This window comes from Pyrodictium delaneyi, assembly GCF_001412615.1.
Classification (GTDB): Archaea; Thermoproteota; Thermoprotei_A; order Sulfolobales; family Pyrodictiaceae; genus Pyrodictium; species Pyrodictium delaneyi.
On record NZ_CP013011.1, the window covers coordinates 30,466 to 54,652 of the forward strand.

Here is a 24,187-nt window from a genome sequence, read left to right on the forward strand (position 1 = left end):
TCCCCACTGCCCTCAGCGAGGCATTAGGCATCACTCATGGCAGGGGCTGTTCCACTGCTAACCTTCTCGACGCTCTTTATACACTCCGGAGGCACGTGAGGTGCTAGGTACATTACATGGCTGGCCCGGTACACTGGCACACCCATCTCAGCTAGACAACGCGGGTCAATACGGAGGAGTACTACCCGACTGCCATGCCGCCTAGCAGCCTCTATGGCCTCCTGGGGCCTCGCTGCCAGGTGCACCATTAGCCTTCTCATAGGCTTCAAGCCTTCATGTATTATCGAGTTGAGCCTCTCCATTACCGTGCCATGATAGAGTACTTCGGGTAGCTCGTTTTCGCTGAGTGGCTCGTAGCCCAGCTCTAGCTTCACGCTATGCCCGTATGCTGCTCTTATGCGGCGGTTATCGCTTGAGAGCTGGAAGCGGCCCTTAGGGTCTAGTAGCGCGACAGCTATCACGTGCTGCCGTGTTACCCACTGGTAGAGGTCTCGGCGCCGCCACCTCTCCCTTATAGCACGTGCGAGCTCTTCTACCTCAATCCAGCCTCCAGGACCAAGCTCTAACCCAGCCTCGTGAGGTATGTGGCGAAGGATCGCGCTCATAAGCTTGCTCAGTCTTACGCGCTGCTCACCAGTCATGAACAATGCTGCCGGCTTATCACAGTGCCAGGGCTCCTCAGTAAATGCCCCACAGACCCTGCAGCGGTATATAGGCTTCAAGGCTCCCCGATCTACCTAGGTAGTGTCAAAGAACAGAAATGAAGGCTTCAAATAGTCTTACACGCTTCCGCATGCACAGCCTATAGCCTCTTCCTCCATGAGGCGCTCAGCCTGTACTAGTCTAGCTGCCTCACTGGCCCTGGCCACCGCCTCCTCATATGCCGCTGCAACTACCTCTCCTATGACTTTCACTGCATCGTCAGGGTTTATGCGCTCTGCTCTGGGGAGCGGGTTTGTCCATAGACTCTTGTACATCGACTCTATGGTCTCGCGGTCAACCTCCTCTAGGTTCATCTTGTCTAGTATCTTCTTGGCCGTATAGAGCTTCTTTGCTACTATCGGGTGGTGTCTCCAGAGGTGCTGACTACGGAACTCTTCCCATGGTATTCCTGTGCCGGTGTAATATCGCTTGTAGCTGGTCTTGATGGCGTCCTCTATTAGCCCTGGGTCTTCTAGTATGTCTATCTCTTTCTCACTGAACTCGTGGAGCGCCTTATAGGGGCACATCAGGCATGCGACACGGGGTAGGCCGTCATAGTAGTCGGGGTGGACGAGGCCTAGCTCGCGTACATTCTTAACGATGTCGAGTATAGTCCATATGTATATCGGTCTTATTCTGCCCCCGTCGTATATCCTCGGACGCTGTGGAGACATCCTGTAGAGGCGGTTGAACCGCTTAAACGCCTCAGTCATACGGTCACCATCGGCTGTTACGTCGGGCCTCCTAGCCTTCTTTAGCTGCTTTATCGGCCTCAGTTTCATGTAGGTACACCAACGCTTGCCACGGTACGGCAGACCCTCCTCTAGCAGCCTCTTCTTCATTAGCTCCCGGTCAGCCTCTACGACTTCTATTTCGATACCAAGCTTCTCTGCTGTCCTCACGGAGAAATCGATGTTCCTTGGAGGCTCCAGGTAGGGCACGTAGCTGTACACAGCGTATACCTTAAGTCCCCTAATCTTCTCCCGGAGCTTAGCCATTATAGCCATAACAGATGTACTGTCCTTGCCACCGCTGAAGTTTACTACAACAGTTTTTCCTTCAAGCTTCTCGCCGTACTGCCTATAGATCCATTCTACGTACTCGTCTAGGTTCCAGGCAACATAAACAAGAGGCCAGGGGATATCTTCGACGAGTCGCGCATACTCTATCTTGACATCATCTACTACCAAGAGTCCTTTGTCGATAAACGAGTCTATCTTTATGGCTCTTTCTGTGTCTATCCATAGATAGCTGCCACGCCTATTACCATCCGGAGCGAAGACTACGCTAAACTCCACTGACGATATTACATACCCTGTTATCTCACCGTTGCTGCTTAACGCCGGATACCTCTCCATAGAACCCCCGGAATAGAGACTGGCAGCGGAAATGGCCTCTTAAAAACTACGAATGGACGGATCTCGATGGTAGTGCTCCACGCATCGTTATCCGTTATACAATATTAGAAGGGGTTGTACCCTTCCTTTAGCCACTTGGCCACATCGAGTGCATGGTATGTTAGTATTAGGTCCGCTCCAGCCCTCTTTATCGCCGTGAGTATCTCTAGGGTTACTAGCTTCTCGTCTATCCACCCTTTCTCAGCAGCAGCCTTTACCATTGAGTACTCGCCGCTCACATTGTACGCTGCTAGAGGATAGTGGGGGAAGTTCTCCTTGACTAGCCTTATCACGTCGAGATAGGCTAGAGCCGGCTTAACCATCAATATGTCTGCACCCTCCTCAATATCTAGTATAACCTCCTTTATCGCCTCCATAGCGTTCCTGGGATCCATCTGGTAGCTTCTCCTGTCTCCAAACCTTGGCGCTGATTCCGCAGCAGCGCGGAAGGGCCCGTAGAACCCACTAGCATACTTAACAGCGTAGCTCATTATGCCGACTTCTGTGAAGCCCTCCTTGTCCAACTCCTCGCGTATAGCCTGGACCATACCATCCATCATGCCAGAGGGTGCTACGAAGTCAGCACCAGCCTCTGCATGTGCCACCGCCATTCGCGCTATTACTTTGAGTGTAGAGTCATTGTCTATGAGCTTTCTACCACGCTTCTCTACAGGTATGCCACAGTGACCGTGGGTCGTGTATCCACATATGCAAACGTCTGTGAAGATTACTGGCTCTTCGCCGAACTCGCGGCGTATAGTCTTAACTGCCTTTGGTACAGGGCCCTTAGGGTCATAGGCTGGTGTCCCCATATGATCCTTCTTCTCAGCTGGCGGTATACCAAATAGTATTATGGCCTTGACTCCTAGCTCTAGGGCCTTGGAAACTATGTCTGTGACCTTCTCCACAGGATAACGGTACTGACCAGGCATCGCGTCTATGGGCTCGGGCTCGCTTATACCCTCACGGACGAACACCGGGTATATCAGATCGTTTACGGTGAGTGTTGTCTCTGCTACTAGATCCCTTATGCTCTTCGTCAAGCGCAGCCGGCGGGGACGTAGCTCGGGGAAGAGGGGCACGGCTGAGCACCAGCCCTAGTCCCTGTAGGGATTCACATGTAGTATCCTAGACTATGTCCACGGGGATATACGTGCTACCACAGCATTAATTGAGGATAGCCAGCCTAGAGCTGCCGTGAGGCCGCCTAGAGAAGGGTAGGAACCTCATGACAGCCAAGTTCATAGTTGTCTACCATGAGCCGGGTGACCCTTCGGAGAGCGAGCGCGTACACAAGCTAGTAGAGCAAGTACGTCTACTAGGCGACGTGGACGTGGAAGCAGTATCGCTGAAGAAGTTCACAGGATGCCGTAACTGTAGGCGTGTATACTTGCTCATGTTTACGCGTGGAGGCCACTGGTTAAGCTTAAAAGAGTATGGCGTAGACGCCGTACTAGTGCCGCCCTACGTTACAGCTTCAGCCATAATCGCCGAACTGGATAAGCGCAGACTAGATAGCGTCATGCTCGTCGCCCTACGTGCGAAACGGCTCCTGGACGCACAGCACTATGACTTAGAATTGATAAGGAAGCTCGTAGCCGCGAAGGGGCTAGACGCAGAAGTGCGACTACTTGACGAGATGAGTACTGCCAAGAAGCCGGAGACTACGAAGCCAGTAGCGCCTCTAGCACTATTATCGGGCAGACTTGTTAGAGCTGCCTGCTCCCTCACAGAGGGACCATGCCTGGGCCCTCTTCTACACTATGGCTGGTGGCACATACTCTCATGGCTCGTCAGCGACATGTTAGCCCCAGACATAACTACATAAAGCCCCTAAAAGGGTACAATAGAGTCATGGCGTAGAGGGGCCGAAAAGGGCTCCGCGCGGGTAGGGCTGGGGGCTCGCCCTCCCCCGAGCCCCGAAATGGGCGTAATGCGGGGGCCAGTAACCCGCACGCTGGCCACGGCGGTCCACGGCAGACCCGGCCGACCAATGACCCCCGTCCCGCGGGGCCGGCGGCGGCGGAGCCCCCTCCGGAGGGAGGGAGGCTACCGCCCTTACCGGGGGAAACAGGCCAGGCCCGGAAGGGAGCAACCTAACCCCGGACGCCCGGCGTTCGCGGGGGTGCGGGGTGAGGCAACGGCCGGGCCCCCTGCCGCGGCGCCGTCGTGGCTGGCGTGCGGGGGCCGCGCGGGCCCTCGGCAAACCTGGGCAAACAACTCACAACGTCAATATTCTCGTTCCTGGACGCATATATCACTTAGAAAATAAGAGACAGCCCATTCTCTCCTCTAGAAGATGGCCCGGGTATCGCCCGGGCGACTGCGCCGCGTAGCGGCGCCTGGGGGATGACCCCGGGTATCCGTTCCAGGCCCCGCTGATGGGGCACACCCTCTACGCTCCTAAGACTTCCTAAGACTCTATATCATCAAAACTAGGTAACGTTATCTACTAATAATTCCTACAAGACATTACTCTGTGACAGCAACGTATTCCGGCAACCATGTTAGTAGTTCCTCTATCACTTGGTCTGGGTCGCTTATCTCCTCGATCTCCTCCTCTTCGCTTGATATTATTCCTTGGAGTGCATGAATTATAGCCGATAATGTCAACGTGTAGGACTCCTTCATGAGTCTCGAAAGCTTGTCTGCAGCCTCTACTACGCGGCCCCAGGCGTTCTCGGCTTCCAATGCCACACAGAAATCGTCGGGCTCTTCGGTACCAAAGTGGCATATTAGGTAAAGATTGTCTGTAATTCTTACGCCTACTATACGTGAGCCTCTATACTCCTCCGAGCCTAGCACTGCGTGACCTAGACCCTTCTCCACTATCTCGCGTAGCGGCAGCTTCGAGAGGGGTGGACCTTGAATGCTTCCACGCAGCCTTATACCGCGCAGCGTCTCGAGCGCGTTATAGACGTCGTCATACTTGACTGATATCTGCATAGACAATGAGTCTCCCCTCACAGCTTCACCGCTTCTAGCACTCTAGTCTTCACGCTACCGGCATGTGTAGAGTTTAGGATACGAGGATTTATACTATAGCTTGACTAGCTTAGCTATGAAGAAGCCTTGTGTCTTGTGTAAGTGCGGTAGTAGGCGCTGGCTCCGGGGTAAGCGGCGTGGTTTCTCGCCTAGCACCGGCTCCGGCTCCACAATCTCGACGTCACTGTGACGTTCAAGTAGCCTCCTTATAACCCATATAGTTTCACTACGGGTTAGCGTGCAGACGCTATACACTATTGTGCTACCAGGCAGCGCTGCCTCGACAACTGCTGAGACTATACGGAGTTGAAGCCTACGGAAGTAGTGTATATCTCCACGGGTGAGCCAGAGCTTTACCTCCGGCTCGTATTGAAGCCTGCCTATATCGCTGCAAGGCGGGTCTACAACAGTTACATCAAACCCGCGGAGGTATGGCTGCCGTGCATCCCCGGCTACGAGGTCAATTATGTGGCCTACTGCCAGTCGGCTTAACGTGCGCCTAGCCTCACGTATACGCTCAGGCTTGACATCACCTGCTACCACGTAGCGCGCCCCGAGCCACGCCATGTGGCTCGCCTTCACCGCAGCGCCAGCCGTAGGGTCTACTGCCACACTATCCCGGGGCCGTGCAACCCAGGAGACTAGCGCCGAGGCCTTGTCCTGCAGTATGTAGAGACCCTTCTGGTACTCCTCCGTGCGAGTCGCCTTGGAGTCGCCCGACACTATGCGGGCAATGTCTGGCAAGTCTCTGTCAGGCTCTATCTCAACCCCTTGGCCTCGGAGCCTCTCACGAAGCCACTCGATGTCTACCTCGGGCTTCACACGTATCCAGCGCGTAGGATCTTGATTCAGCGACTCTAGCAACCTAGGTAACTCGGGAATTTCTGCTCCGAGCAGCTCCTCTACCATCCAGCGTGGGAAGCTGTATAGTACGCTAAGCTTCTCGACCCCGCCGAGGCCTCGTACGAACTCCTGCGGCTCGGCGCCCCTCAGCTCGAGTATCTTGTCAGCATCTAACCCGGCCCTAGGAGCCAGCTTTCGCGCCCTTGTAGGTTTGAGCTTATCGCTCAGCGCCTCGTAGACTAGTATCCTTGCGAGCATCCAGCGCGTCGAGTGGCTAGGAGGCCCGTAGCCTAAACTCTCTAGCACCTTGTCTAGCAACATATAGTTCCGCGCCACACCTAGCGTCAATACCCTCACTATTGGCTTCATATAGTCCAGCTCCGGGTTCCGCGAGAAGAACCTCGTTGCTGTATCGCGTAGGGAGGCGCGGTGACGCACAGTCTCTGACAGTATTCGTGCTGCAACCTCTTCTGGCAGAACCATAGTACCATCCCCTAACCTGCATTACCCTTTACACACCACTTGAACCCGTACCTTCGAGAGCCTAGCTAGCAACAAACATAAGCAAGACCCTAACTAGTATACTTAGAGATCGTTTTACGTGGCAGTGATACCCGGCTATTCAGTGTTCTCCGAAGCGTGGTGAGTGATAATGCCTGCCAGACTACAGCAGCCAAGTAGGCGGCTCATCTGGGCCCTCCTAGCAGTAGTAGGCTATATACTAAGCCCGTTATCATGGTGGAATGACGTATTCGTGAACATACCGATAGCCGTCGCAACTGCATGGCTATTAAACACACTGCTCGGAGTCGACCAGCTAGTAGGCTTCTACATCGGCTACATGGCGTCCAATATCCTAGGCCTCTATCTACTGGCACTCGGCGTCAGCGGAACGGTAGCAAGAAAGATTGACCGCAAGACGCTAGCCAAGATGATGGTTATGGGTGCCCTCTACACGTTAGTTGCCGCGCTCATCCTCGGCAGACTCGGCCTCCTCTAGAGCACGCTCCATAGCTTGATTAGCTACAGGCTGCAGTTCAAGGAGTGGTAGCGCCCTCCGCACCTCACGCAGATAGTCCATGTCAACCATACCCTCAACGTAAACCTCTCTAGTTCCCGCGTCAAGAACAACGAAACCCATGGGGTCTACTAGCATACTCCGCCCCACGAAATCGGGCCCCGTCATCGAGGCTATAGCCAGGTACACTGTGTTTTCTGAAGCCCTGGCTTGAGCTAGGAAGCGAAGCTGCTCCTCCTTACCCGAGCCACGGTACCAGGCAGCTGGAACCAAGACCAGCTCAGCGCCCTGGAGAGCAAGGCTCCTAGCCATCTCAGGGAACCGAAGCTCAAAACACACGATGACACCAACACGGAGCCCTGCTACTTCAACCAGGCTGGGCGGCTTATCGCCACGGCACAGAACACTGGACTCCCGGTAGCCCAGAGCATCAAAGAGCACATTCTTCCGGTAGACAACCTCTACACCGCCACCCGGCCGCACCATGACTACAGAGCTGTACACACAGTCACCACTTCTCTCGAGGAACCCCGAGAAAACATGGACACCGTACTCCACTGCAGCCCACTCAAGGGCTTCGGCGAAGATGCTCTCCTCGAGGCTCTCCGCCCTCCGGCGCAGCTCCCCCGCCGGGACACCCGCAGGGTAGACATTAGCATACTCGGGAAGCAGAACAACATCCGCCTCAACACGAGCACTGCCAAGCAGCTCCCTAACACGTACACCGCTTTCTCTGGGACTATAGCCCGGCATATACTGGAGAATACCAAGCCTAGCCTGCAACAGAGACCACCGAACTATCTCTGCTGACACAACCACGGCCAGACACAGGCTAAATGCCTGCCCAGAGCCGTCTCCCTGCGCTACGATTACTAGGGGAGCACAGAGGCGTCCTGAGATAATACTTCACTGAATGACGGGAACATTAGAGTTACAGACGTAACCCCAATATATAAAGAAGGACTACCATTGTAGCCTAGCTGAAGCCCCCTGGAGGCCTCCAGCATTGATGATAAGCCTGGGGCGTGGAGAACCCGTCATCAAGCCCGAAGAATGGGTAAACGGCTCCAAGTCTCCATGTGACGGGGTTCTCCTCGCCTTTTGGGGCACACCACTCGACATAGGCAAAGAGATACTAGAAGATGTTGAAGAGGTGGATCTGGGAGGGGTACCTGTTCTCCGGAGCATAAAGGGCATATATAGGGGCAAGACTATCTGTATTGTACAGCTCTACTTCGGCGCGCCAGCCTCAGCCATGGCGCTAGAACTACTGATAGCTATGGGTGCTAGAGAGTTCATAGTCTATGGCGCCGCTGGCGCTGTGCATCCGAGCGTAAGGGTGTACGACATAGTAGTGCCAACATGGGGTGTAAGAGAGGAGGGAACAAGCTACCATTACCTACCCCCATACGTGGTGCCAAGGCCGGGCCAGAGAATAACCAGGATCCTACAACATGAGCTAGGCCGCACAGCCGAACGGCTGAGAGTAAAGCTACACACGGGCGGCGTATGGTCGACCGACGCAATCTTCCGTGAAACCCGGGACAAGGTCCAGAGGTACAGCTCCATGGGAGTCCTAGCCGTGGACATGGAGAGCACCGCACTAATGGCCATAGCCATGTATAGGAGGGTCGAACTAGGCATAGCACTCGTCATAACAGATGAGCTACACGGAAAGGAATGGGGCATAAAGTGGAACGTACACGGAGACAAGGAGAGGAGAATAGAAAGAGAGGTAGTAATGGCAGCTATAAGAACTCTATCAGAAGCTTAGGCTTGCTCCACTCCGCATTATGCTTGCATTATACTTAGAGGTCAGAGCCACAGCAGCCCCTACCTAACCTATCCAACGCTATCGCTATACCAGATACCGCAGGACCACATACCGCTACATTATCAGCCAAGTCCTGCAGGAGATGCAGCGCCAAACCACTGTTTAGGAAAGCCCGCACATGCTGCTGGTCTCGGCGGCTACCACACCAGAGACGAAGATGGCCTGGAGCGCTTGATAGAGCTGAAGGTGTCTACACCCCGCCGCCTTTAAGGCCCTTAAAGGCTGTGTGGTGGGAACTAACGGTGAGGAAGCTCGATGGTAGACCTCATACTATGCGACAGACGCGTTACATGGCTTACCAGCGTCGATAGGATAGTCGAAGACCTCTATGAAGGCCTCAAGGCAAGGGACTGTAGGGTCGAGTGGACTGATGGGACTCTAGTAGCATCTTGTAGGGGCTGCATCCTCCGGGCACGTGTATGGGCCGAGGATGCATCAGAGATGGTGAGAGCGCTAGGCGCGCTCGCTGAGGAGGCGGTGAAACGTGGCTGGGGTGCTGTCGGATTAGAGGTGAGGATCTCTAGGGGTTGTGACTGGCTCTGCGAGGCCGTGTACATACTACTTATGAGAGGAGGAGGCTAGCCATTACTCAAGTTTTGTAGCATACTGCTTCATTATTGCACTAGCCACGCTACGCAAGTTCCTATGAAAAATAATAAGCAGAGCACAGCTACTATATGTAAGTACCCTACTGTAGGGCTGCATTGACCGCCTCATAGGCATTTATTATACCATAACCATATAGTTCATCGTAGCCTACGGCTCCGGCATCCACAGCTGTCACATGGAGTATACCTCTGATCGTTGATGTGTCCATATCAGTCTCCGTGCCGGGCGGTAGCAACGGTAGACCATTTGCTAATCTGGCAGCTTGTATCAGCGCCACTGTTCCTGAGACATGAGGTGTTGCCATACTTGTACCGCTTAGGGTCTCATAAGTGTCGTCGGGATAAGTGCTGAGAATATCTACGCCAGGAGCAGCCACCTCTGGGTTTCTGTTGCTCCAGTCGGGTACTGTACCGTTCTCGTCCACAGCACCTACAGCTATTACCTCAGGATAAGCGGCTGGATAGCTTGGAGTGTCGGCGCCCTCATTGCCAGCAGCGGCCACTATTACTATGCCGTAGTCGTAGGCAGCTTTTATTATGTCGTGAAGCTCTGGCGGCGGGTCAGGGCCGCCTAGACTCATGCTTATTACCTCGGGTGCATCGTCCTCAGGGTCGCCCACTATCACGCCATCACCGTCAGCGTCTATTACACCATCAGGACCCTTCACTGCCATGTCTATGGCTATTATCAGGTCGCTCCACTGACCCATACCGCCATTATTGAGAGCTTTTATCATGTATACCTCCACACCGGGGGCAACACCCACCACGCCTATGTCGTTGTCAAGAGCTGCTATAGTCCCCGCCACGTGGGTGCCATGACCGTTTATGTCATCGAAGTTCTCTGTTATCCTACCGTTGAGCACAGATATGCCCCACTTTATGTTGGCCGCTAGGTCCGGGTGATCCCTGTCTACACCAGTATCTATGATGGCCACCTCTATCTCGCTGTCGCCGTCACCGTTGACGTCTACGAAGCCGTTTATGCCTAGTGGCCACACCTTTTCTGCGTCAATGTAGTCCACACCCCAAGGTAGAGTCTCTGCTGGCTGGCTCTTCGCAGGACCACGCCCTACAGGAGGAGCATTTACCTTAACTTCCAACGTCTTTACTTCACCATCCATGGATACATGCAGTACACCGGGAAGCTTCTTCAGCAGGCCAACGGCTTTCCCGGGCACACTTACTATCGCGACTGGTGCTAGGTCTGCTACGTATATCAGCTTGCCACCCAAAGCTTCTACTGCACGTGAGTTGAACTGAGCCTTGTCGATCCTTAGAATCAATGTAACTGACGACGATGCAGCATAAGCCGTTGTTAGCGGCATCATAACCGACGTGCTGACTAATACTGCTAAGAGCAGTATTGATGCAACAATTCTTGTCTTCAAACTCACGATTCCTCCCCCTATATGGTTTTGCAGAACAGCTCTACTAAGATTCGAGCCTGCTAGACATTTTTACTTTTTATGTTTACACACTATATAACACGACCACGCCGCAAACCTTATGTTAATTGAGTTATCAATCATGTTGTGGGATTCGAGAAAGGTGCAAAGACCAAGCCTAAGCCATTCACAACAATTAGAGATGATTATTGCATGCCAGATAATTCGCGGGCTTGGGGACAATGTATATTAGCCGACTGAACGGCGTGATAGAAGTAACCCTCTGATACCAGTCCTACAGGAAGATTGCCAGAACACAGCACAGTACTGGTAAAATCTTAGAGGAGGCATCAATGGTATAGTGGACGATTAGACTATATGATATGTTTGTGGCGGGCCCGCCGGGATTTGAACCCGGGACCTCCGGCTCCGGAGGCCGGCGCTCTATCCTGGCTGAGCTACGGGCCCAGCCATTCCTGGCAGGCTGGAGTGGATCCCCGAGTGTACTATGCCGTTGCCTGGTGGGGTTCTATTACTCCTTTGCTCCCTAGGAGGAGTTATCGGTTCTAGCTCTTTTCTGCTGCTTTTGCAAGAGCTTCAGCTAGCTCTAGGAGTTTTGCTTCGGGATCTTGTGCCTTCATTACTGCTGATGCTACTAGAACGCCATTAGCGCCAAGCTTTAGGGCTGCAGCCGCATCTTCTCCAGTTGTTATGCCTGCCCCTGCTAGTATTGGTACATCCGGGTTCACCATACGCACTAGCTGTATAGTTGATGTCACGACTTCGGGCTTCGCTTTTGAGACTGATACTCCAGTGCCTATTAGTTCAGGGGGCTCTATGGCTATTATCGTAGGAGATAGTATTGCTACTGCAGCTGCAGCTGTTGGTGTATCTGCGCAGACAAGCGTCTCGAGGCCTAGCTGAGTAGCACGCCTGACTAGTACGTCTATATCACTCAACCTAATGCGATGCTCGCTATGGTTTAACAGGGTACCCTTCGCGCCTGCTTCTTTCAAAGCCTCTAGGGGGAGGTAGCCGGTATAGGCACCAGGCTCTATCGGATCAGCGTGCTGCGCATAGACCACTACCTTGTCTGTTGATTCGCTTATTCGCGTGATCTCGGTAGCCGGTACGGCTAGTATGAATCGTACTATACCATTGTATTCCTCTGCGAGCTTCTCGGCTGTAAGTGCTATTGCTAGCCCAGTTTCGCCAAAGGCTGAGGGATAAGCCTTGTAGTTAACAGCTAACACTGGCACACCCTTATAGTTCCTCGATGCTTCTCTGCGGGATGTATAGTACGCGTGGAGCGATGAGAGTAGAACTGTACCCATGGCTTGTACGCCCCCATGAGTCTTTTTAGAGGGCATACCCGCGTCGGGTCTTGGACGCCTAGACATCTTTCCATGGTCTACGAATAAAGCTTCTATTACAGAATATAGCTGTACACGATAAGCGAAGATACCTTAGGATAAGATCCGGTTGTCTTGTTGTCTCTCTTGTTAGTGAGGTAAAAACGGACAAGGAAGAGTTACTCGTAGGTCTCGCCCTGGGTTCTGCCCTGCCCAGCTTTAGTATAGTCCTTAGCTTCTACGAAGCGGTTCTTGAGCTTCTCTAGCACTTGTGGCATTGTAGTATACTCCATGTCCTCGGGGCTTAGCCTGTGCGGCATGAATGGGCCATGGCGTCTCATGTAGTCTGCTATCTGCTGTGCTAGACGGCGTGCCTCGTCGAATGCTGGGTCGTCGAAGAGGTCTACGGGGCCTATGAGTCTGCCCCTGGTCACGTTGAAGCCTAGCGCTACTATTCTGGGCGGGCCGTCGAACCTAGTACACTTGGCGTCACGTAGGCTTACAGGCATTAGTGGGCCCCAGTGGCTGCCTCTCATCCAGCCTGCTACGAGGTGTGGAAAGCTGAAGGGTTCTAGTATCTCGCCTACTGCAGGGAATCCGCTCTGCGCACGTACAATTGCTACGGGATCGTCCTTGCCCACATAGCGGCCTGCTATCATGTTGAGCTTCTCACTGCTTACCACAGCCGCTATCTCGTCGTCACGCTTCCTGTATACTCTCTTAATCACATAGCGGCTCGGCGTACCTATGAGCGCTAGTAGATCATACATCTCCTCAGGCGCGTTTAGTATCACGTATTTACCCTCATAGAGGTCCAACACTTCAAACTTGAAACCGTCATGCATCTTGGGGTCGATCACGAGACCAGCTGTGTTGAAGGGGTCAGCGAATATCCTGAATATTGGGAAGTTGAATGCACCAGGCTCTGTCTTGTCAGCCATGAACACTACTATAGGCTCGCTCGGCCTCTCTTCGAACTCCATCTCTGCTACTCCCGGGCCTAGGCCGCGTACGTTGCCAGAGAATGCATCGCTTAGGAGGTCCTGGCCAGCGGCGTAGAGGCCTAGCTCCTTAGCTACTTCTGCAGCCTTCTTGAATGCGTCCCAGGCTAGGCCGTGTATGTCAGGATTGTCTACACCCTTGCGATGTGTCATTATTAGCTCTAGGTCGTCACCCACGTGTGTCACATAGTAGTCAATTATCAGGCCCTTCCTCTTAGCCTCTGCCAGGACGCGGGCGGCAGCAGCCATAGTGTCTGGGTGTACCTTGTGGTGGCCTGCAATGCTACCAATGTCTGCCTTTATCACGCTGACTGTTACAAGCTTCTCGTTGCTCATAACCCTGGCACCAGGTAGCCTATCTTCGGCTCCGGTTGTATAAGCCCCTTTCGTGGCTCAACTACATGCTGTTATGTCTCATTAACAACACCACTATAGCTATAGACAATAGCTATAAGAGATTTTGCTAGATAAAGAAGATGGGTAAAGAAGAGTAGGGCAATACCCTAGGCTGAAGTAACCCTAGGCATCTTGTTATCTTTTATAAGAAGTACTTTTGAATATACTAGCGAGTAGATTTGAATGAAGTCTTTTTCTAATGGACAGGCGATGAAACATGCATGGTGGGTGAGTCACGATAGCCTGTCAGGCAAAGACCTCTACAGTGTTCTGCAGCAAGGTATTTCATTATACCATATTTCCAGGTTAAGTGTTAGATTTCAAGCTTATAGTATACATGGAGTTACTGGCTGGTCAGGCGATAGGGACCTGGAGACATAGGTACTACAGGCGATAATCTGCTAACTATGCATTGCACTGCACAGGATAGGCATAATAATAGTAACATAGCAGTTTGGCTGTCATGCAATTGTAGCATAATATAGTGTAAAAGTATAGGGATTCGCAGTATAATTTCAGCAGATTATATAAATTTCTAAGTGAAGTATTACAAATATTGTTTCTGCGGTCTAGTGTTCAGTATAGCTAGTAACTAGTCTGTTAGAGCGTGTCTCAATATAGCAATGGTGAGGACGACAACTAGCGGTGGTGTTCATTGATCGGAGTGATTTAGATCTAGAAACGGGTCTTCGTCAGGAAGTTAATGAGGCTTCTAAGGGTTATAAAGCATGCTTCGATACAGGTATCTGAAGAAGAATTAATATGTGTTCATGTGCTTATACGTAGTAGTCCTCCTTGCTCGGCTAGCCTGATTGCCTGATCTCTGCTTATGATTGTGATGGCTTGACCTATGGTTGATGCGAGTTCTTGAAGGGCGTATACGAGTAGGGGTAGTTCTCCCCAGATTCTTTTGCCTATAAGCTTCTGTGTTAAGCGGGAAAGCCGTCTCCCTATGTAGCGTGCCAGTGTTTTCAAGGCGTCCTCAACCCTGTTGACTATGTTTACTGCCTCTATTCTTGCTAGCCTCTTTGCGCCCCTAGTGTAGCCTCTTGGTGCGTAGAGGATGTACACTATGTCTCCGGAGGTGAAAACCTTTCCTCGCAGCTTGGCTACGTGTTGACGGAGACGTCGTATCCTGCGTAGGAGCTGGCTTGGCGAGACAGGACGGCTCTCTTGTGTGCTCGTATAGAGTGCTAGTACTAGGGGGTTACTCGCAGGTAGGTGGAGTGTGAGGACTGTTATTGTATAGTCGCTTGTCTGATCTAGCCTGGATACTCCGGCTAGTAGCGGGTTTATTATCCTCCATGCTGCATAGTAACGTCTAGCTCCTCTTAGCAGAGGGAGAAGTAGCTCGTTGAGAGTTGCTAGTCGTTGTTGTCGCCGCTGTTGTGGCTGCATAACCCCTAGCTCCCATTGGGAGGGGGAGGTGTGGAATGATGGCTTTGTGGATATGAAAGCCTGCTCCTCCTGAAAAGAGATGTGTACCTGGTGGACCTGGTATCAGCATGGTTGTTTCCTGTCAGGGCGCATATCTTATCCTGTCAGGCTGTACTCCCTATGGGGCTATTCTTCTTCCTTCTCCTCCTTCTCGCCAGGCCTCGGTATGTAGTAGTACTTGCCTAGACGTTTCTGCATACGGTCTAGGAAGCTGTCCTCCTTGTTTATCCGTGGACGGCCGGTCTCAGGGTCCTTCCGTATAGTTATGCCGAGTTCTCGTAGGAACAGATTCATTCCCTCGGGGAGTGGTAGTGGCTTCGAAGCCTTGCCGTGGCTTCCAGGCGTACCCGTGAACACTAGTATGCGGCTAGCTATGTAGTCTTGTACGGCGATGTCGTGTTCTACTATTATGGCTGCAGCGCCGCGTGCCTCTGTTAGCCGGCGGATAGCCTTGGCAACAGACAGCCTCTCCTCTACGTCAAGGTATGCCGAGGGCTCGTCAAGGAGGTATATATCGGCCTCTCGTGCCAGTGCTACGGCAACAGCCACTTTCTGTAGCTCGCCGCCGCTAAGCTCGGCTATTCTCCGGTCGAGCAGCCTGTCTACTCGCAGCCTCCTAACAATCTCTACGTTGAGCCAGGAGCCCGGCGAGAGAGTGGAGGGGTTAGCCTCTCTCAGTAGCTGCTCGACTGTGGCGTCGCCTCCGAGATTTTCAGGATTCACGTACTGTGGCTTGTAGCTTATCCGTAGCTGGCCCTCGGGCTTGTCTATGTTGCCCTCGGCTGGCTCGAGCTCGCCGGCTAGAGTGCGTACGAATGTGGTCTTGCCTATGCCGTTGGGCCCGACTACGCCGAGCACTTCTCCCTCGTGGAGTTCGCCGGGCTCTGCTTCTAGGGTGAAGCCGTCTAGGCGTACTACTAGCCGGCTCCAGCCTATGTAGCGGCGGGTCTGCTGTACCTCTTGTTGCTGAGTGAAGCTGATAGTGTATTTTATGGGCTCGCTTCTTATCCTCATGTTCTCTGCAGGCAAGTAGCCCTTGAGGAAGTGGTTTATCCCTGTCCTGACGCCGTAGGGTTTTGAGGCTATACCGTAGACTCCCGGCTCACCGTACATCACAACCACGTGGTCAGACAAGTAGTCGAGCATAGCTATATCGTGCTCTACGACAACTACGTAGCTGCCGCTGGGCACGTAGCGGCGTATAACCCTCGCTACGCGGATGCGCTCACGTATATCCAGGTAGCTACTAGGCTCGTCGAACAGGTAGAGGTTCGCATCCTTGCTTAGTACAGCTGCTACTAGGAAACGCTGCAGCTCGCCGCCGCTAAGCTGACGTATATCCCGGTCAAGGAGGTGTGACAGGTTAAGCTCCTTGACTAGCTCCTTCCATATGCCGCGTTCATCCGCCTTCTCGAGGAGTGTGGAGAGCTTACCACGCACGCGCCTCGGAACCATATCCACGTACTGTATCTTGTGAGCAGCTCTTATCTTGCCCTCGGCTAACATCCTAAAGTAGTTTTGTAGCTCGGTGCCACGGAACTGTCTAACAACCTCGTCCCACTCGGGGGGTTTGTCCTCAACCCTGCCTAGGTTTGGCCTAAGCTCTCCCGCTAGTATGCGTAGGGCAGTAGACTTACCTGCTCCATTCTTACCTATAACGCCCAGTATCTTACCCTCGCGGGGTATCGGCAGCCCGTAGAGCTTGAACCCATTCTTCCCATAACGGTGTACAAGCATCTTCTCTAGCTCATCCGGCAGGTTGACAATGCTTATAGCCTTGAAGGGGCACTTCTTGACGCATATACCGCAGCCTATACATGTCTCTTCATAAATAACAGGCTTCTTTCGAGCATTGTCAATCTCTATAGCAGTTCCTCCAGTTAGGTTTACGGGGCAGAATGCTATACACTCCTTGTTGCACTTACTGGGCTTACAAAGCTCGTAGTCTATGACGGCGACCCTAGTCACTGGGCAGCCCCGAGCCTTCGGACAAGCCCAGACGGGCTCATAAGACTCTACTGAGACGCCTGCAGAGAAGCCTATGGTATAGCTCCTCTGGGGCAAAACCGGTATAAGGACAGAGCGGTGGCAGAGACCAACTACCATGGCTAGCTATGGGGAGTGGTGACGGCACAGAGCCGCTCCTCGGTTTAAGAACGTAAGCCTTCCATTCAAAAAGCCCGGGGAGCTAGGCGGTGAAGAGAGGCAAGGTATGCCGACGCTAGCTTACCACTCCTCCTCTTCCCATTCCTCCTCTTCTTCTTCCCACCATTCTTCTTCCTCTTCTTCTTCCTCCCACCACTCCTCTTCCTCGTCTAGAAGGAGCCACTTCATCGTGAGCCACCACAGTTAATCGCTTCCACGCTTCAGCTACTCCCGGAGCTTCTTTAATTGTTTCCCCATCACTTTTCCAGGCTAGCTATGGGAATCAAAAGAGAGCTATAGTGTCTCCGAGAAGCGGTAGATCCGCTCCTCTATAGGGAATACAGCTAAACGAGTCACCCTGGAGCGGTAATGGCTACATTCGGTATCTACACAGTTCTCTACGGGCTCTAGTCTCTCTGACGGTCTCGGTACGGCCTCGCCGGCCTTGATGCTGTACGCTAGGGCTATTACTACGTGCTCTCCAGGCCTGGGCGCATACTCCTCAAGGACTTTAGCAATGTTCCTCTGGCCAGCAAGATACAAGAGTACATCTATGCCGGGGTTCCTAGCTATACCGTACCCCTGGATGCGTGTAGTGTAAACTGCTAGTATGGTTGACGCTATTTCCCAGGCGCAGTAGCTCTTAGCGAGCCTCGCTGGTATAATGGAGGCAAGTACTCCCCTATCCCAGGCGCTACGTAGCTCTTCCTCGAGGCCGTTACTATACCTGGTACAGTAAAGTTCGACGGCTACTCTACCTATCCCCGGTAGTAGCTGTACCCATTCTACGCGTGTTGAAGATCTTTTTGATGAATTCAATATCCTCACCTGTTATTTTCGATACTGTCTCTAGGCTGAGTCCCTTCTTCTTTACGAGTTCCTCAACGGTCTCAGCCTTGTCCCAGGGGAATATTATCCAGGCGTCCGTCTCTTCAGCGTAGAAGTCCGGCCTATGCATAGACCATGGCTTGAGGTATAGTGCCGCGGTGAATATCTTGCGTGGGCCATAGTGTGTTAGGAAGTTTATGGCTATATTGAGCGTCTTACCGGTATCAGCTACATCGTCTACAACTAGCACGACCTTGTCCCTAATATCTACTATTAGCGGTTGTGTAACGACAGGCCTCTCAGCGGTCTCACCGATACCGCGGTAGAACTTGACCTCTAGCGCTCCCATGGCGGGAGTTCCGAGGTAATCGGAGAGGAGCCTAGCAGGTATCCACCCGCCCCTTAGTACGCCCACGATAACGTCGACCTTTACGCCTTTAGCAGAGATTTCTTCAGCAATCCTGGCACAGCCTTCCTCGACCTCACGCCAGGTGACAGGCTTAAATTTGACAGGATCGGGGTGAGGCTGGTCAACCATGACTATGGCGGCCCCCGCCACCTCTATGCAGGTGTGGCTGCCTCTCGCCTAGGCGGTATAAAGCATAGCCGTGTCATGTAGAACTATAGCCAGGCAGAGAATACAATAAATCTCCTATAAGGAGTAGTTCAAGCATGATGTAATGGCGAGAAATCTTCAATCAGTATCCTGGTTAGCCCTGGAAATCTAAGAAGTAGAAGGTGACGCGATGCAGGAATTCAATACGGGCAAGAGAAGTAAACTCTATTGTTTAGGCATGAAGTAAAGTGAGTCGCAGGTATATTACTGGCTCTGAGAAGTCTCGGTAGCTTGTTGCGTCTGCTCCTGCTGTGCTTGACCAAAGAGTGCAGCACGTGTCTCCTCGGCGTGCTGTTGCTCTATAAGATATTGCAGTTGGCCAGTCCTCTTGTAGAGTCTTACTAATCTGGTGACGTAGCCTGCTATCTGGTTCCTAAGCTTCTTCGAAGGGGTTTCTATGAGCTGTGATACTACACGCTTATTGTGTTCGAAATCCTCTGTGAACAGGTCGGGGTACAGTGTTATGAGTTTGCGTGCTGTACGCTTGACGATGCCAATCCGCACCTTACCCATTACGCGCCCCCAGCCAGGCCTTGCCTTCCCCGGGGAGATATACCTTATGGAGAGCGAGGAACAGTAAGGTTTATATAGAAGCACTCTGAAGGCAACACACACGGACACAAGGACATAAGGGACGCTTAGAGGTGTAAACCATGGCTGCACGTATCGCAACTGTGGAGCCTACTGGCGTACCAGTGCTAATCCTCAAGGAGGGTACCCAGAGGACCTACGGTAAAGAGGCACTACGCGCAAATATAATGATAGTGCGTGCAATCGCAGAGACTTTGCGCACCACATACGGTCCTAAGGGTATGGACAAGATGCTAGTAGACAGCCTAGGCGACATAACAATAACCAACGACGGTGCGACTATACTCGACAAGATGGACGTACAGCACCCAACAGCCAAGCTAGTAGTCCAGATAGCTAAGGGCCAGGACGAGGAGGTAGGCGACGGTACAAAGACTGCAGTGATATTCTCCGGCGAGCTACTCCGCTTTGCTGAGGAGCTACTCGACAAGAACGTGCATCCAACAATAATCATCAGCGGCTACAAGAAGGCAGCTGAGGAGGCCATAAAGAAGCTATATGAGCTAGCCGAGCCTATCGACATAGAGAACGAGGAGATCCTCAAGAAGATAGCTAAGACAAGCCTAACAAGCAAAGCAGTGCACGGTGCACGCGAGTACCTAGCAGAGATAGTCGTAAGGGCAGTCAAGCAGGTAACCGAGAAACGTGGCGACAAGTGGTACATAGACCTCGACAGCATACAAATAATCAAGAAGCATGGTGGTGGACTCCGTGACACCCAGCTAATCTACGGTATTGTGCTCGACAAGGAGGTTGTACACCCTGGCATGCCCAGGAAGGTTGAGAACGCTTACATTGTACTCCTCGACGCTCCACTAGAGGTCGAGAAGCCGGAGATCGACGCCGAGATAAGGATCAGTGACCCGACATACTTGAAGAAGTTCCTCGAAGAGGAGGAGCGCATCCTCGAGGAAATGGTTGAGAAGATCTATAGTGTTGCTGTTGAGCGTATGAAGAAGGATGGTCTGGAGCCCGGTAAGGCTGGCATCGTGGTAATAACCCAGAAGGGCATCGACGAGGTAGCACAGCACTTCCTAGCCAAGAAGGGCATAATGGCAGTAAGAAGAGTAAAGAGGAGCGACATTGAGAAGATAGCTAAGGCCACTGGTGCCAGAATAGTAAGCAACGTCGAGGACCTAACACCAAACGACCTTGGTTTCGCTAAGCTAGTAGAGGAGAGGAAGGTCGGCGAGGACAAGATGGTGTTCATAGAGGGCTGCCCCAACCCCAAGGCAGTAACGATACTCATACGTGCTGGTCTAGAGAGGCTAGTAGACGAAGCTGAGAGAAGTATACAGGACGCGATGCATGCAGTAGCCGACGCCATAAGGGATGGTAAGATAGTCAGTGGTGGTGGCGCTGTAGAGGTAGAGCTAGCCAAGTACCTACGCGAGCTAGCGCCAAAGGTTGGCGGTAAGGAGCAGCTAGCTATAGAGGCATTCGCACGCGCCCTAGAAGGCCTACCAATGGCACTAGCAGAGAACGCTGGCCTAGACCCAGTAGAGATAATGATGAAGCTACGTGCTGCACACTCTAAGCCAGAGGGTAAGTGGTATGGCATTAACGTATTCACCGGTGAAGTTGAGGACATGATGAAGCTAGGCGTAATAGAGCCGGTAAGCATTAAGGCCAACGCCATCAAGGCTGGTACAGAGGCAGCAACAATGGTGCTAAGGATAGACGACATAATCGCTGCTGCACGCCGCGAAGAGAAGGAAGAGGAGAAGAAGGAGGAAGAGGAGAAAGAGGAGGAGTAAAACCCCTAGCCTCTAATCCCCAAGTTTTTAGCCGTAATATACACGCATAAACGTCGTATTATCTGTCCTAGTTCTTCTGAGGCGCTTCCGTATTCTCGGCCCCTGGCTGGTTAATGCCCATATAGCGGTCTAGCCTCCTTTTGACTGCTAAAGTAAAGGTAACTATGCATGTAGTCGTAGACAAGGATGGATACCTCCTCTCAGCAAGGGGCCACATTCGGCTGGGCACAGTCGAAACCTATTGGGGGGTCAGTGTTGATAGTTGTTGCTGGCACGCCTGGAACAGGAAAGAGCCTGCTAGGAGTAAACCTCTCCAGGATGCTGAAACGCAAGTTTACTACGATATCGTGGATCGTGTTAGAGAAGGGGTTATGGCTACACTATGATGCGGCGCGTCGGAGCTTCGTCATAGACGATAGAGCTATCATAGAGACGCTCCGAAAATATACAGACTACGTAGTCGAAACACACTGGCTCGAACTCTTCGAGTCTATTGCTGATAGTATTGAGGGTGTGATAGTAACCCGTTGTAACCCAGTCATACTGCTTGAGAGGCTCGAGAGAAGGGGTTGGCCTGCGCGCAAGATAGCCGAGAATGTGGAAGCAGAGCTGACAGGTGTAATAGCCGGAGAAGCTAGAGCTTTAGCTGAAAAAGGTATACCAGTAGTCGAGATAGATACGACCCGCGGAAAGCCATCTAGTAACGCAGCTTTGGCTATAGATATGCTTAGGAAAGGTGAGAGCAACTGTTGTATAGACTGGCTAGCTATCCTAGACGAGAAGAAGCTAGAATTTTTGCTGGAAAGACTCGCTAGACTCTCTAGTGGCGTGAATACGACATGAGTAAAGAAGTTTCGGAGCTAAGAATAGCTGAGATAAATGTGCGTGAGATCGCACAAGAGTTTAGGAAGTTAATATCTGAGATAGACTCGATACTCTCCCAGAGAGAAGAGGCTCGGGATAACCTCATCAAGTCTGGTAGGGACATCATAAAAATGTCTGGATGGACTATTAATGCGCTTCACCGCGGACTCATAGAGGAAGCCAGAGGCTACATCAAGGAAATGGATAAGCTTGTAAGGAGTTTCATAGAGCTTGCCTCGAGTGATAGCTTTCTACGTGAAAGTGGTTTTGTCTATAATGTTCTCTCAGAGTACGTAGAAGCAAAGGTATTCTATAGTATAGTAGTTGAGGGCCGTGTACCGAGCCACCACGAGCTAGGAGTACATGAAGTACCCTATCTACAGGGTATAGGTGATGTCTTAGGGGAGCTTAGGCGTCTCGCACTAGATCTGATGCGCGTAGATAGGCTCAGAGATGCCGAGGTTATACTCGAGCTGATGGAGGCGTTATACTACGAGATGCGGGCGCTAGAGTATCCTGATGCACTTATACCAGGCGTAAGGCACAAGGTAGACGTTGCTCGACGCTTGATAGATGATACCAAGTCACTGCTTCTCAGCATAAAAGCCAGGAAAGGGTGCTAACCAGACATGTATGTAAATAGAATGGATCCTGTTGAAGCATTCAAGCTAGTATTATGCAGATATCTCATTGACCGGGGTGACATGTTATTCTCGATGGCTAGAGCTACTGGGCAAAAGACGTTAAAGGTGGCACTATATGGGCTCTGGCGGCGCCACGAGGCAGAGGAAACAGGATACTTACAGTTCATGGACATTGTGGAGGAGCTAGCAGAGTGTAATAGCTGCCTCGAGAAATTGAAGGAAATAGGTGTTCTCGAATTCGTGGAGATCGATAGAGACCCATACATGGTAGTGGATGTTGACAAACTTCATAGCTTCTTTGAGGAATGCGGCAGGACGGATGCTAGTGTATAGAGAGGCATCGCGGCTTCAATATCCTGAGAGCTTAGGAATAGGAGGAGGATTGCCGGAGGGGGCTTGCTGTGCTTGTGGCGCCGGGGGCGGGATTTGAACCCGCGCGGGGTGGACCCCCACCGGCTTAGCAGGCCGGCGCCCTACCAGGCTAGGCGACCCCGGCATCCATTTTATGGGAGACAAGAGGATTTAGGTGGTTAAATCCTTTTCTCGGTTGGGGTGCCGTGAATACTTTGGTGGAGCCTTCGTGGCCTCCACGTATAGTTCTGGAGAAAATTGCACGCCACATAGCTGGAGAAATTGTGATGAGCGAGCATCCTGGTAGTGTTCTGCGTAAGTGGCGTGAGATATTCGCAGCAAGTCAACTTGATGTTGCTAGACACATGGGTGTGACTCCTAGCGTTATTAGTGACTACGAGAAAGGACGTAGAACACCAGGCTCCCTCTTCATCAGGAGGTTCGTAGAGGCTCTTCTTGATATTGACAGTGAGCGTGGCTGGAGTGTTGTCTCCCGTCTTGCTAAAATGTTGCAGTTAAATTATCTTGGTGCTGTGATAGATATGAGAGAGTTTGAGACGGGTGTAACGCTTGAAGAAATAATCACGCGTGTGAAGGGCATCCCAATTAATTCTTACCTTCTAGATGAACGTATCTATGGATACACTATTGTGGATAGCCTTAAGGCTATTATGAGTCTAACGGGTAGCGAGTTCCTACACTTGCTAGGTTCGACTACGCAGCGCGTCGTAGTGTTTACCAGGGTTACTACTGGGAGAAGTCCTATGATAGCTTTGAGAGTGTCTACTATCAAGCCAGCCGCCATAGTGCTTCATGGTCCTCGCAAGCTTGACTATCTAGCTGTTTGGATGGCTGAGAGTGAAAGAATACCAGTCATATTGAGTATGGCTAGAAATATCGAAGAGCTTGTCAAGAACCTTCGGCAGCTTGTTTTCTCTCCTCGATAAGCATTATAGCTGCTGCTATGTCGCCCTCAGCCTCCTCTAATGCGTGTCTAGCCTCTTCAAGGCTTACACCAGTTTGTTCAGCTACAAGCTTTACATCATCTTCGCTAAATGCGGGTGATGGCTCTTCGGTTCCAGCTTCTCTTTCCTCAACATACTGTGCTGTTACTTGCATCATTATTGCTCCTCCAGGCATCTTGACTATTAGTACTTGTGGAGCTGTGAGTACAAGTTCCTTGCCGTCATGTCTGCGTACTATTACCTCTTCAGCATCTATAGTATCGATATCTACATTTTTTAGTCCAAGTCTCTTTAGCTGCCTCTTCAGCTCTCCGGGGCTGAATCTGAACATGCATAAGCACCTCCTACTTAGTTAGTGTTCTCGGTTTGTGGCGCCTCTTGTAAGCCTCCTAGGTTACTGCTACAAGTCATTATAGTATATAATGGTTAGTTTGTGTCGCCCGTTTAACGGGGTTGCCACCATTC

At 51.9% G+C, this 24,187-nt stretch carries 24 protein-coding genes, 2 tRNA genes and 1 other RNA gene; 10 read left to right on the forward strand and 17 right to left on the reverse strand.

All coding sequences use genetic code 11. The features are described 5' to 3' along the window. Positions 1-23 precede the first annotated feature (23 nt). The 3 genes from Pyrde_RS00200 to hemB form a co-directional block, all read right to left on the reverse strand. Complete coding sequence (locus Pyrde_RS00200; RefSeq protein ID WP_055407190.1) at positions 24-722, reverse strand: RNA 2'-phosphotransferase; 699 nt, start codon at positions 720-722, stop codon at positions 24-26. Positions 723-779: 57 nt separating this feature from the next. Then, complete coding sequence (locus Pyrde_RS00205; RefSeq protein ID WP_055407193.1) at positions 780-2,060, reverse strand: phosphoadenosine phosphosulfate reductase family protein; 1,281 nt, start codon at positions 2,058-2,060, stop codon at positions 780-782. 104 nt (positions 2,061-2,164) lie between these two features. Further along, positions 2,165-3,181: a porphobilinogen synthase gene (gene hemB / locus Pyrde_RS00210; protein WP_055407195.1), complete on the reverse strand. Its 1,017-nt coding sequence runs from the start codon at positions 3,179-3,181 to the stop codon at positions 2,165-2,167. Between the two features lie 146 nt (positions 3,182-3,327). On the opposite strand from hemB, the gene Pyrde_RS00215 reads away from it, so the two are divergent. Together Pyrde_RS00215 and ffs are read left to right on the forward strand one after the other, a co-directional pair. Beyond that, on the forward strand, positions 3,328-3,927 hold the full coding sequence (locus tag Pyrde_RS00215; protein WP_055407196.1) for a hypothetical protein: 600 nt from the start codon (positions 3,328-3,330) through the stop codon (positions 3,925-3,927). Positions 3,928-3,980: 53 nt separating this feature from the next. Further along, positions 3,981-4,293: signal recognition particle sRNA (gene ffs, locus Pyrde_RS10330), an RNA gene on the forward strand. Between the two features lie 278 nt (positions 4,294-4,571). On the opposite strand, the gene Pyrde_RS00220 is transcribed toward ffs, so the two are convergent. Then, a complete protein-coding gene (locus tag Pyrde_RS00220; RefSeq protein ID WP_231656754.1) occupies positions 4,572-5,045 on the reverse strand; it encodes a hypothetical protein in 474 nt (157 codons plus the stop codon). Positions 5,046-5,138: 93 nt separating this feature from the next. Then, on the reverse strand, positions 5,139-6,410 hold the full coding sequence (locus Pyrde_RS00225) for an RsmB/NOP family class I SAM-dependent RNA methyltransferase (protein ID WP_055407203.1): 1,272 nt from the start codon (positions 6,408-6,410) through the stop codon (positions 5,139-5,141). A 169-nt stretch (positions 6,411-6,579) separates the two neighbouring features. Between Pyrde_RS00225 and Pyrde_RS00230 the strand changes: the two genes are divergently transcribed. Beyond that, complete coding sequence (locus Pyrde_RS00230; protein WP_143522095.1) at positions 6,580-6,927, forward strand: DUF7980 family protein; 348 nt, start codon at positions 6,580-6,582, stop codon at positions 6,925-6,927. Here the strand turns inward: Pyrde_RS00230 and Pyrde_RS00235 are convergent. Beyond that, complete coding sequence (locus Pyrde_RS00235; RefSeq protein ID WP_143522094.1) at positions 6,886-7,728, reverse strand: nitrilase-related carbon-nitrogen hydrolase; 843 nt, start codon at positions 7,726-7,728, stop codon at positions 6,886-6,888. The two genes, Pyrde_RS00230 and Pyrde_RS00235, sit on opposite strands and share 42 nt — an antisense overlap. 226 nt (positions 7,729-7,954) lie before the next feature. On the opposite strand from Pyrde_RS00235, the gene Pyrde_RS00240 reads away from it, so the two are divergent. Further along, the gene (locus tag Pyrde_RS00240; protein ID WP_055407207.1) at positions 7,955-8,719 is read left to right on the forward strand and encodes a nucleoside phosphorylase; all 765 of its coding nucleotides are present in this window, start codon (positions 7,955-7,957) and stop codon (positions 8,717-8,719) included. Positions 8,720-9,034: 315 nt separating this feature from the next. Further along, the gene (locus Pyrde_RS00245) at positions 9,035-9,361 is read left to right on the forward strand and encodes a hypothetical protein (protein WP_055407208.1); all 327 of its coding nucleotides are present in this window, start codon (positions 9,035-9,037) and stop codon (positions 9,359-9,361) included. A gap of 106 nt (positions 9,362-9,467) precedes the next feature. Here Pyrde_RS00245 and Pyrde_RS00250 read toward each other — a convergent pair whose 3' ends face one another. The 9 genes from Pyrde_RS00250 to Pyrde_RS10950 all read right to left on the reverse strand — a co-directional run bounded on the left by Pyrde_RS00250 (position 9,468) and on the right by Pyrde_RS10950 (position 19,063). Next, a complete protein-coding gene (locus tag Pyrde_RS00250; protein WP_231656755.1) occupies positions 9,468-10,784 on the reverse strand; it encodes a S8 family peptidase in 1,317 nt (438 codons plus the stop codon). A 381-nt stretch (positions 10,785-11,165) separates the two neighbouring features. Further along, positions 11,166-11,243 (reverse strand) — tRNA-Arg (locus tag Pyrde_RS00255). Between the two features lie 98 nt (positions 11,244-11,341). Continuing rightward, positions 11,342-12,109, reverse strand: coding sequence for a triose-phosphate isomerase (gene tpiA / locus Pyrde_RS00260; protein WP_082419633.1), 768 nt, complete (start codon positions 12,107-12,109; stop codon positions 11,342-11,344). A gap of 197 nt (positions 12,110-12,306) precedes the next feature. Beyond that, positions 12,307-13,464: a fructose-1,6-bisphosphate aldolase/phosphatase gene (gene fbp, locus Pyrde_RS00265; protein WP_055407209.1), complete on the reverse strand. Its 1,158-nt coding sequence runs from the start codon at positions 13,462-13,464 to the stop codon at positions 12,307-12,309. An 828-nt stretch (positions 13,465-14,292) separates the two neighbouring features. Then, the gene (locus tag Pyrde_RS00270) at positions 14,293-14,922 is read right to left on the reverse strand and encodes a hypothetical protein (RefSeq protein ID WP_055407210.1); all 630 of its coding nucleotides are present in this window, start codon (positions 14,920-14,922) and stop codon (positions 14,293-14,295) included. Positions 14,923-15,087: 165 nt separating this feature from the next. After that, the gene (locus tag Pyrde_RS00275; protein ID WP_055410529.1) at positions 15,088-16,929 is read right to left on the reverse strand and encodes a ribosome biogenesis/translation initiation ATPase RLI; all 1,842 of its coding nucleotides are present in this window, start codon (positions 16,927-16,929) and stop codon (positions 15,088-15,090) included. A 471-nt stretch (positions 16,930-17,400) separates the two neighbouring features. Next, on the reverse strand, positions 17,401-17,925 hold the full coding sequence (locus Pyrde_RS00280; RefSeq protein ID WP_055407211.1) for a hypothetical protein: 525 nt from the start codon (positions 17,923-17,925) through the stop codon (positions 17,401-17,403). Continuing rightward, on the reverse strand, positions 17,861-18,472 hold the full coding sequence (locus Pyrde_RS00285; RefSeq protein ID WP_055410531.1) for a phosphoribosyltransferase: 612 nt from the start codon (positions 18,470-18,472) through the stop codon (positions 17,861-17,863). Before Pyrde_RS00285 ends, Pyrde_RS00280 begins: the two co-directional genes overlap by 65 nt. 282 nt (positions 18,473-18,754) lie before the next feature. Beyond that, entirely contained in the window at positions 18,755-19,063 is a 309-nt protein-coding gene (locus tag Pyrde_RS10950) for a 30S ribosomal protein S17e (protein WP_055407212.1), read from the reverse strand. Between the two features lie 140 nt (positions 19,064-19,203). Here Pyrde_RS10950 and thsB point away from each other — a divergent pair, with 140 nt between their 5' ends. From thsB to Pyrde_RS00310, 4 genes are all read left to right on the forward strand, one after another. Next, positions 19,204-20,898 (forward strand): thermosome subunit beta, encoded by a 1,695-nt coding sequence (thsB, locus tag Pyrde_RS00295; protein ID WP_055407214.1) that lies wholly within the window; start codon positions 19,204-19,206, stop codon positions 20,896-20,898. Between the two features lie 255 nt (positions 20,899-21,153). Next, entirely contained in the window at positions 21,154-21,741 is a 588-nt protein-coding gene (locus tag Pyrde_RS00300; protein ID WP_055407216.1) for an adenylate kinase family protein, read from the forward strand. After that, positions 21,738-22,385, forward strand: coding sequence for a translin family protein (locus Pyrde_RS00305; protein WP_055407218.1), 648 nt, complete (start codon positions 21,738-21,740; stop codon positions 22,383-22,385). The genes Pyrde_RS00300 and Pyrde_RS00305 overlap by 4 nt, the downstream gene beginning before the upstream one ends. A 6-nt stretch (positions 22,386-22,391) precedes the next feature. Beyond that, positions 22,392-22,739, forward strand: a complete 348-nt coding sequence (locus Pyrde_RS00310; RefSeq protein ID WP_055407220.1) for a hypothetical protein — start codon at positions 22,392-22,394, stop codon at positions 22,737-22,739. A 75-nt stretch (positions 22,740-22,814) separates the two neighbouring features. Here Pyrde_RS00310 and Pyrde_RS00315 read toward each other — a convergent pair. Then, positions 22,815-22,902, reverse strand: a tRNA-Ser gene (locus Pyrde_RS00315). Positions 22,903-22,975: 73 nt separating this feature from the next. Here Pyrde_RS00315 and Pyrde_RS00320 point away from each other — a divergent pair. Continuing rightward, positions 22,976-23,704 (forward strand): helix-turn-helix domain-containing protein, encoded by a 729-nt coding sequence (locus Pyrde_RS00320; RefSeq protein ID WP_231656812.1) that lies wholly within the window; start codon positions 22,976-22,978, stop codon positions 23,702-23,704. Here Pyrde_RS00320 and Pyrde_RS00325 read toward each other — a convergent pair. Beyond that, complete coding sequence (locus Pyrde_RS00325) at positions 23,667-24,053, reverse strand: nascent polypeptide-associated complex protein (protein ID WP_055407222.1); 387 nt, start codon at positions 24,051-24,053, stop codon at positions 23,667-23,669. The two genes, Pyrde_RS00320 and Pyrde_RS00325, sit on opposite strands and share 38 nt — an antisense overlap. Positions 24,054-24,187: the final 134 nt, after the last annotated feature.

Bases quoted from the DNA above. Each gene is read 5' to 3' on its own strand.
- Pyrde_RS00215 (WP_055407196.1), top strand. From the start codon at position 3,328: ATGACAGCCAAGTTCATAGTTGTCTACCATGAGCCGGGTGACCCTTCG.
- Pyrde_RS00205 (WP_055407193.1), bottom strand. From the start codon at position 2,060: ATGGAGAGGTATCCGGCGTTAAGCAGCAACGGTGAGATAACAGGGTAT.
- Pyrde_RS00220 (WP_231656754.1), bottom strand. From the start codon at position 5,045: ATGCAGATATCAGTCAAGTATGACGACGTCTATAACGCGCTCGAGACG.
- Pyrde_RS00230 (WP_143522095.1), top strand. From the start codon at position 6,580: ATGCCTGCCAGACTACAGCAGCCAAGTAGGCGGCTCATCTGGGCCCTC.
- Pyrde_RS00240 (WP_055407207.1), top strand. From the start codon at position 7,955: ATGATAAGCCTGGGGCGTGGAGAACCCGTCATCAAGCCCGAAGAATGG.
- Pyrde_RS00305 (WP_055407218.1), top strand. From the start codon at position 21,738: ATGAGTAAAGAAGTTTCGGAGCTAAGAATAGCTGAGATAAATGTGCGT.
- Pyrde_RS00270 (WP_055407210.1), bottom strand. From the start codon at position 14,922: ATGCAGCCACAACAGCGGCGACAACAACGACTAGCAACTCTCAACGAG.
- tpiA (WP_082419633.1), bottom strand. From the start codon at position 12,109: ATGGGTACAGTTCTACTCTCATCGCTCCACGCGTACTATACATCCCGC.
- Pyrde_RS10950 (WP_055407212.1), bottom strand. From the start codon at position 19,063: ATGGGTAAGGTGCGGATTGGCATCGTCAAGCGTACAGCACGCAAACTC.
- Pyrde_RS00225 (WP_055407203.1), bottom strand. From the start codon at position 6,410: ATGGTTCTGCCAGAAGAGGTTGCAGCACGAATACTGTCAGAGACTGTG.
- Pyrde_RS00310 (WP_055407220.1), top strand. From the start codon at position 22,392: ATGTATGTAAATAGAATGGATCCTGTTGAAGCATTCAAGCTAGTATTA.
- Pyrde_RS00245 (WP_055407208.1), top strand. From the start codon at position 9,035: ATGGTAGACCTCATACTATGCGACAGACGCGTTACATGGCTTACCAGC.
- thsB (WP_055407214.1), top strand. From the start codon at position 19,204: ATGGCTGCACGTATCGCAACTGTGGAGCCTACTGGCGTACCAGTGCTA.
- fbp (WP_055407209.1), bottom strand. From the start codon at position 13,464: ATGAGCAACGAGAAGCTTGTAACAGTCAGCGTGATAAAGGCAGACATT.
- Pyrde_RS00325 (WP_055407222.1), bottom strand. From the start codon at position 24,053: ATGTTCAGATTCAGCCCCGGAGAGCTGAAGAGGCAGCTAAAGAGACTT.
- Pyrde_RS00285 (WP_055410531.1), bottom strand. From the start codon at position 18,472: ATGGTTGACCAGCCTCACCCCGATCCTGTCAAATTTAAGCCTGTCACC.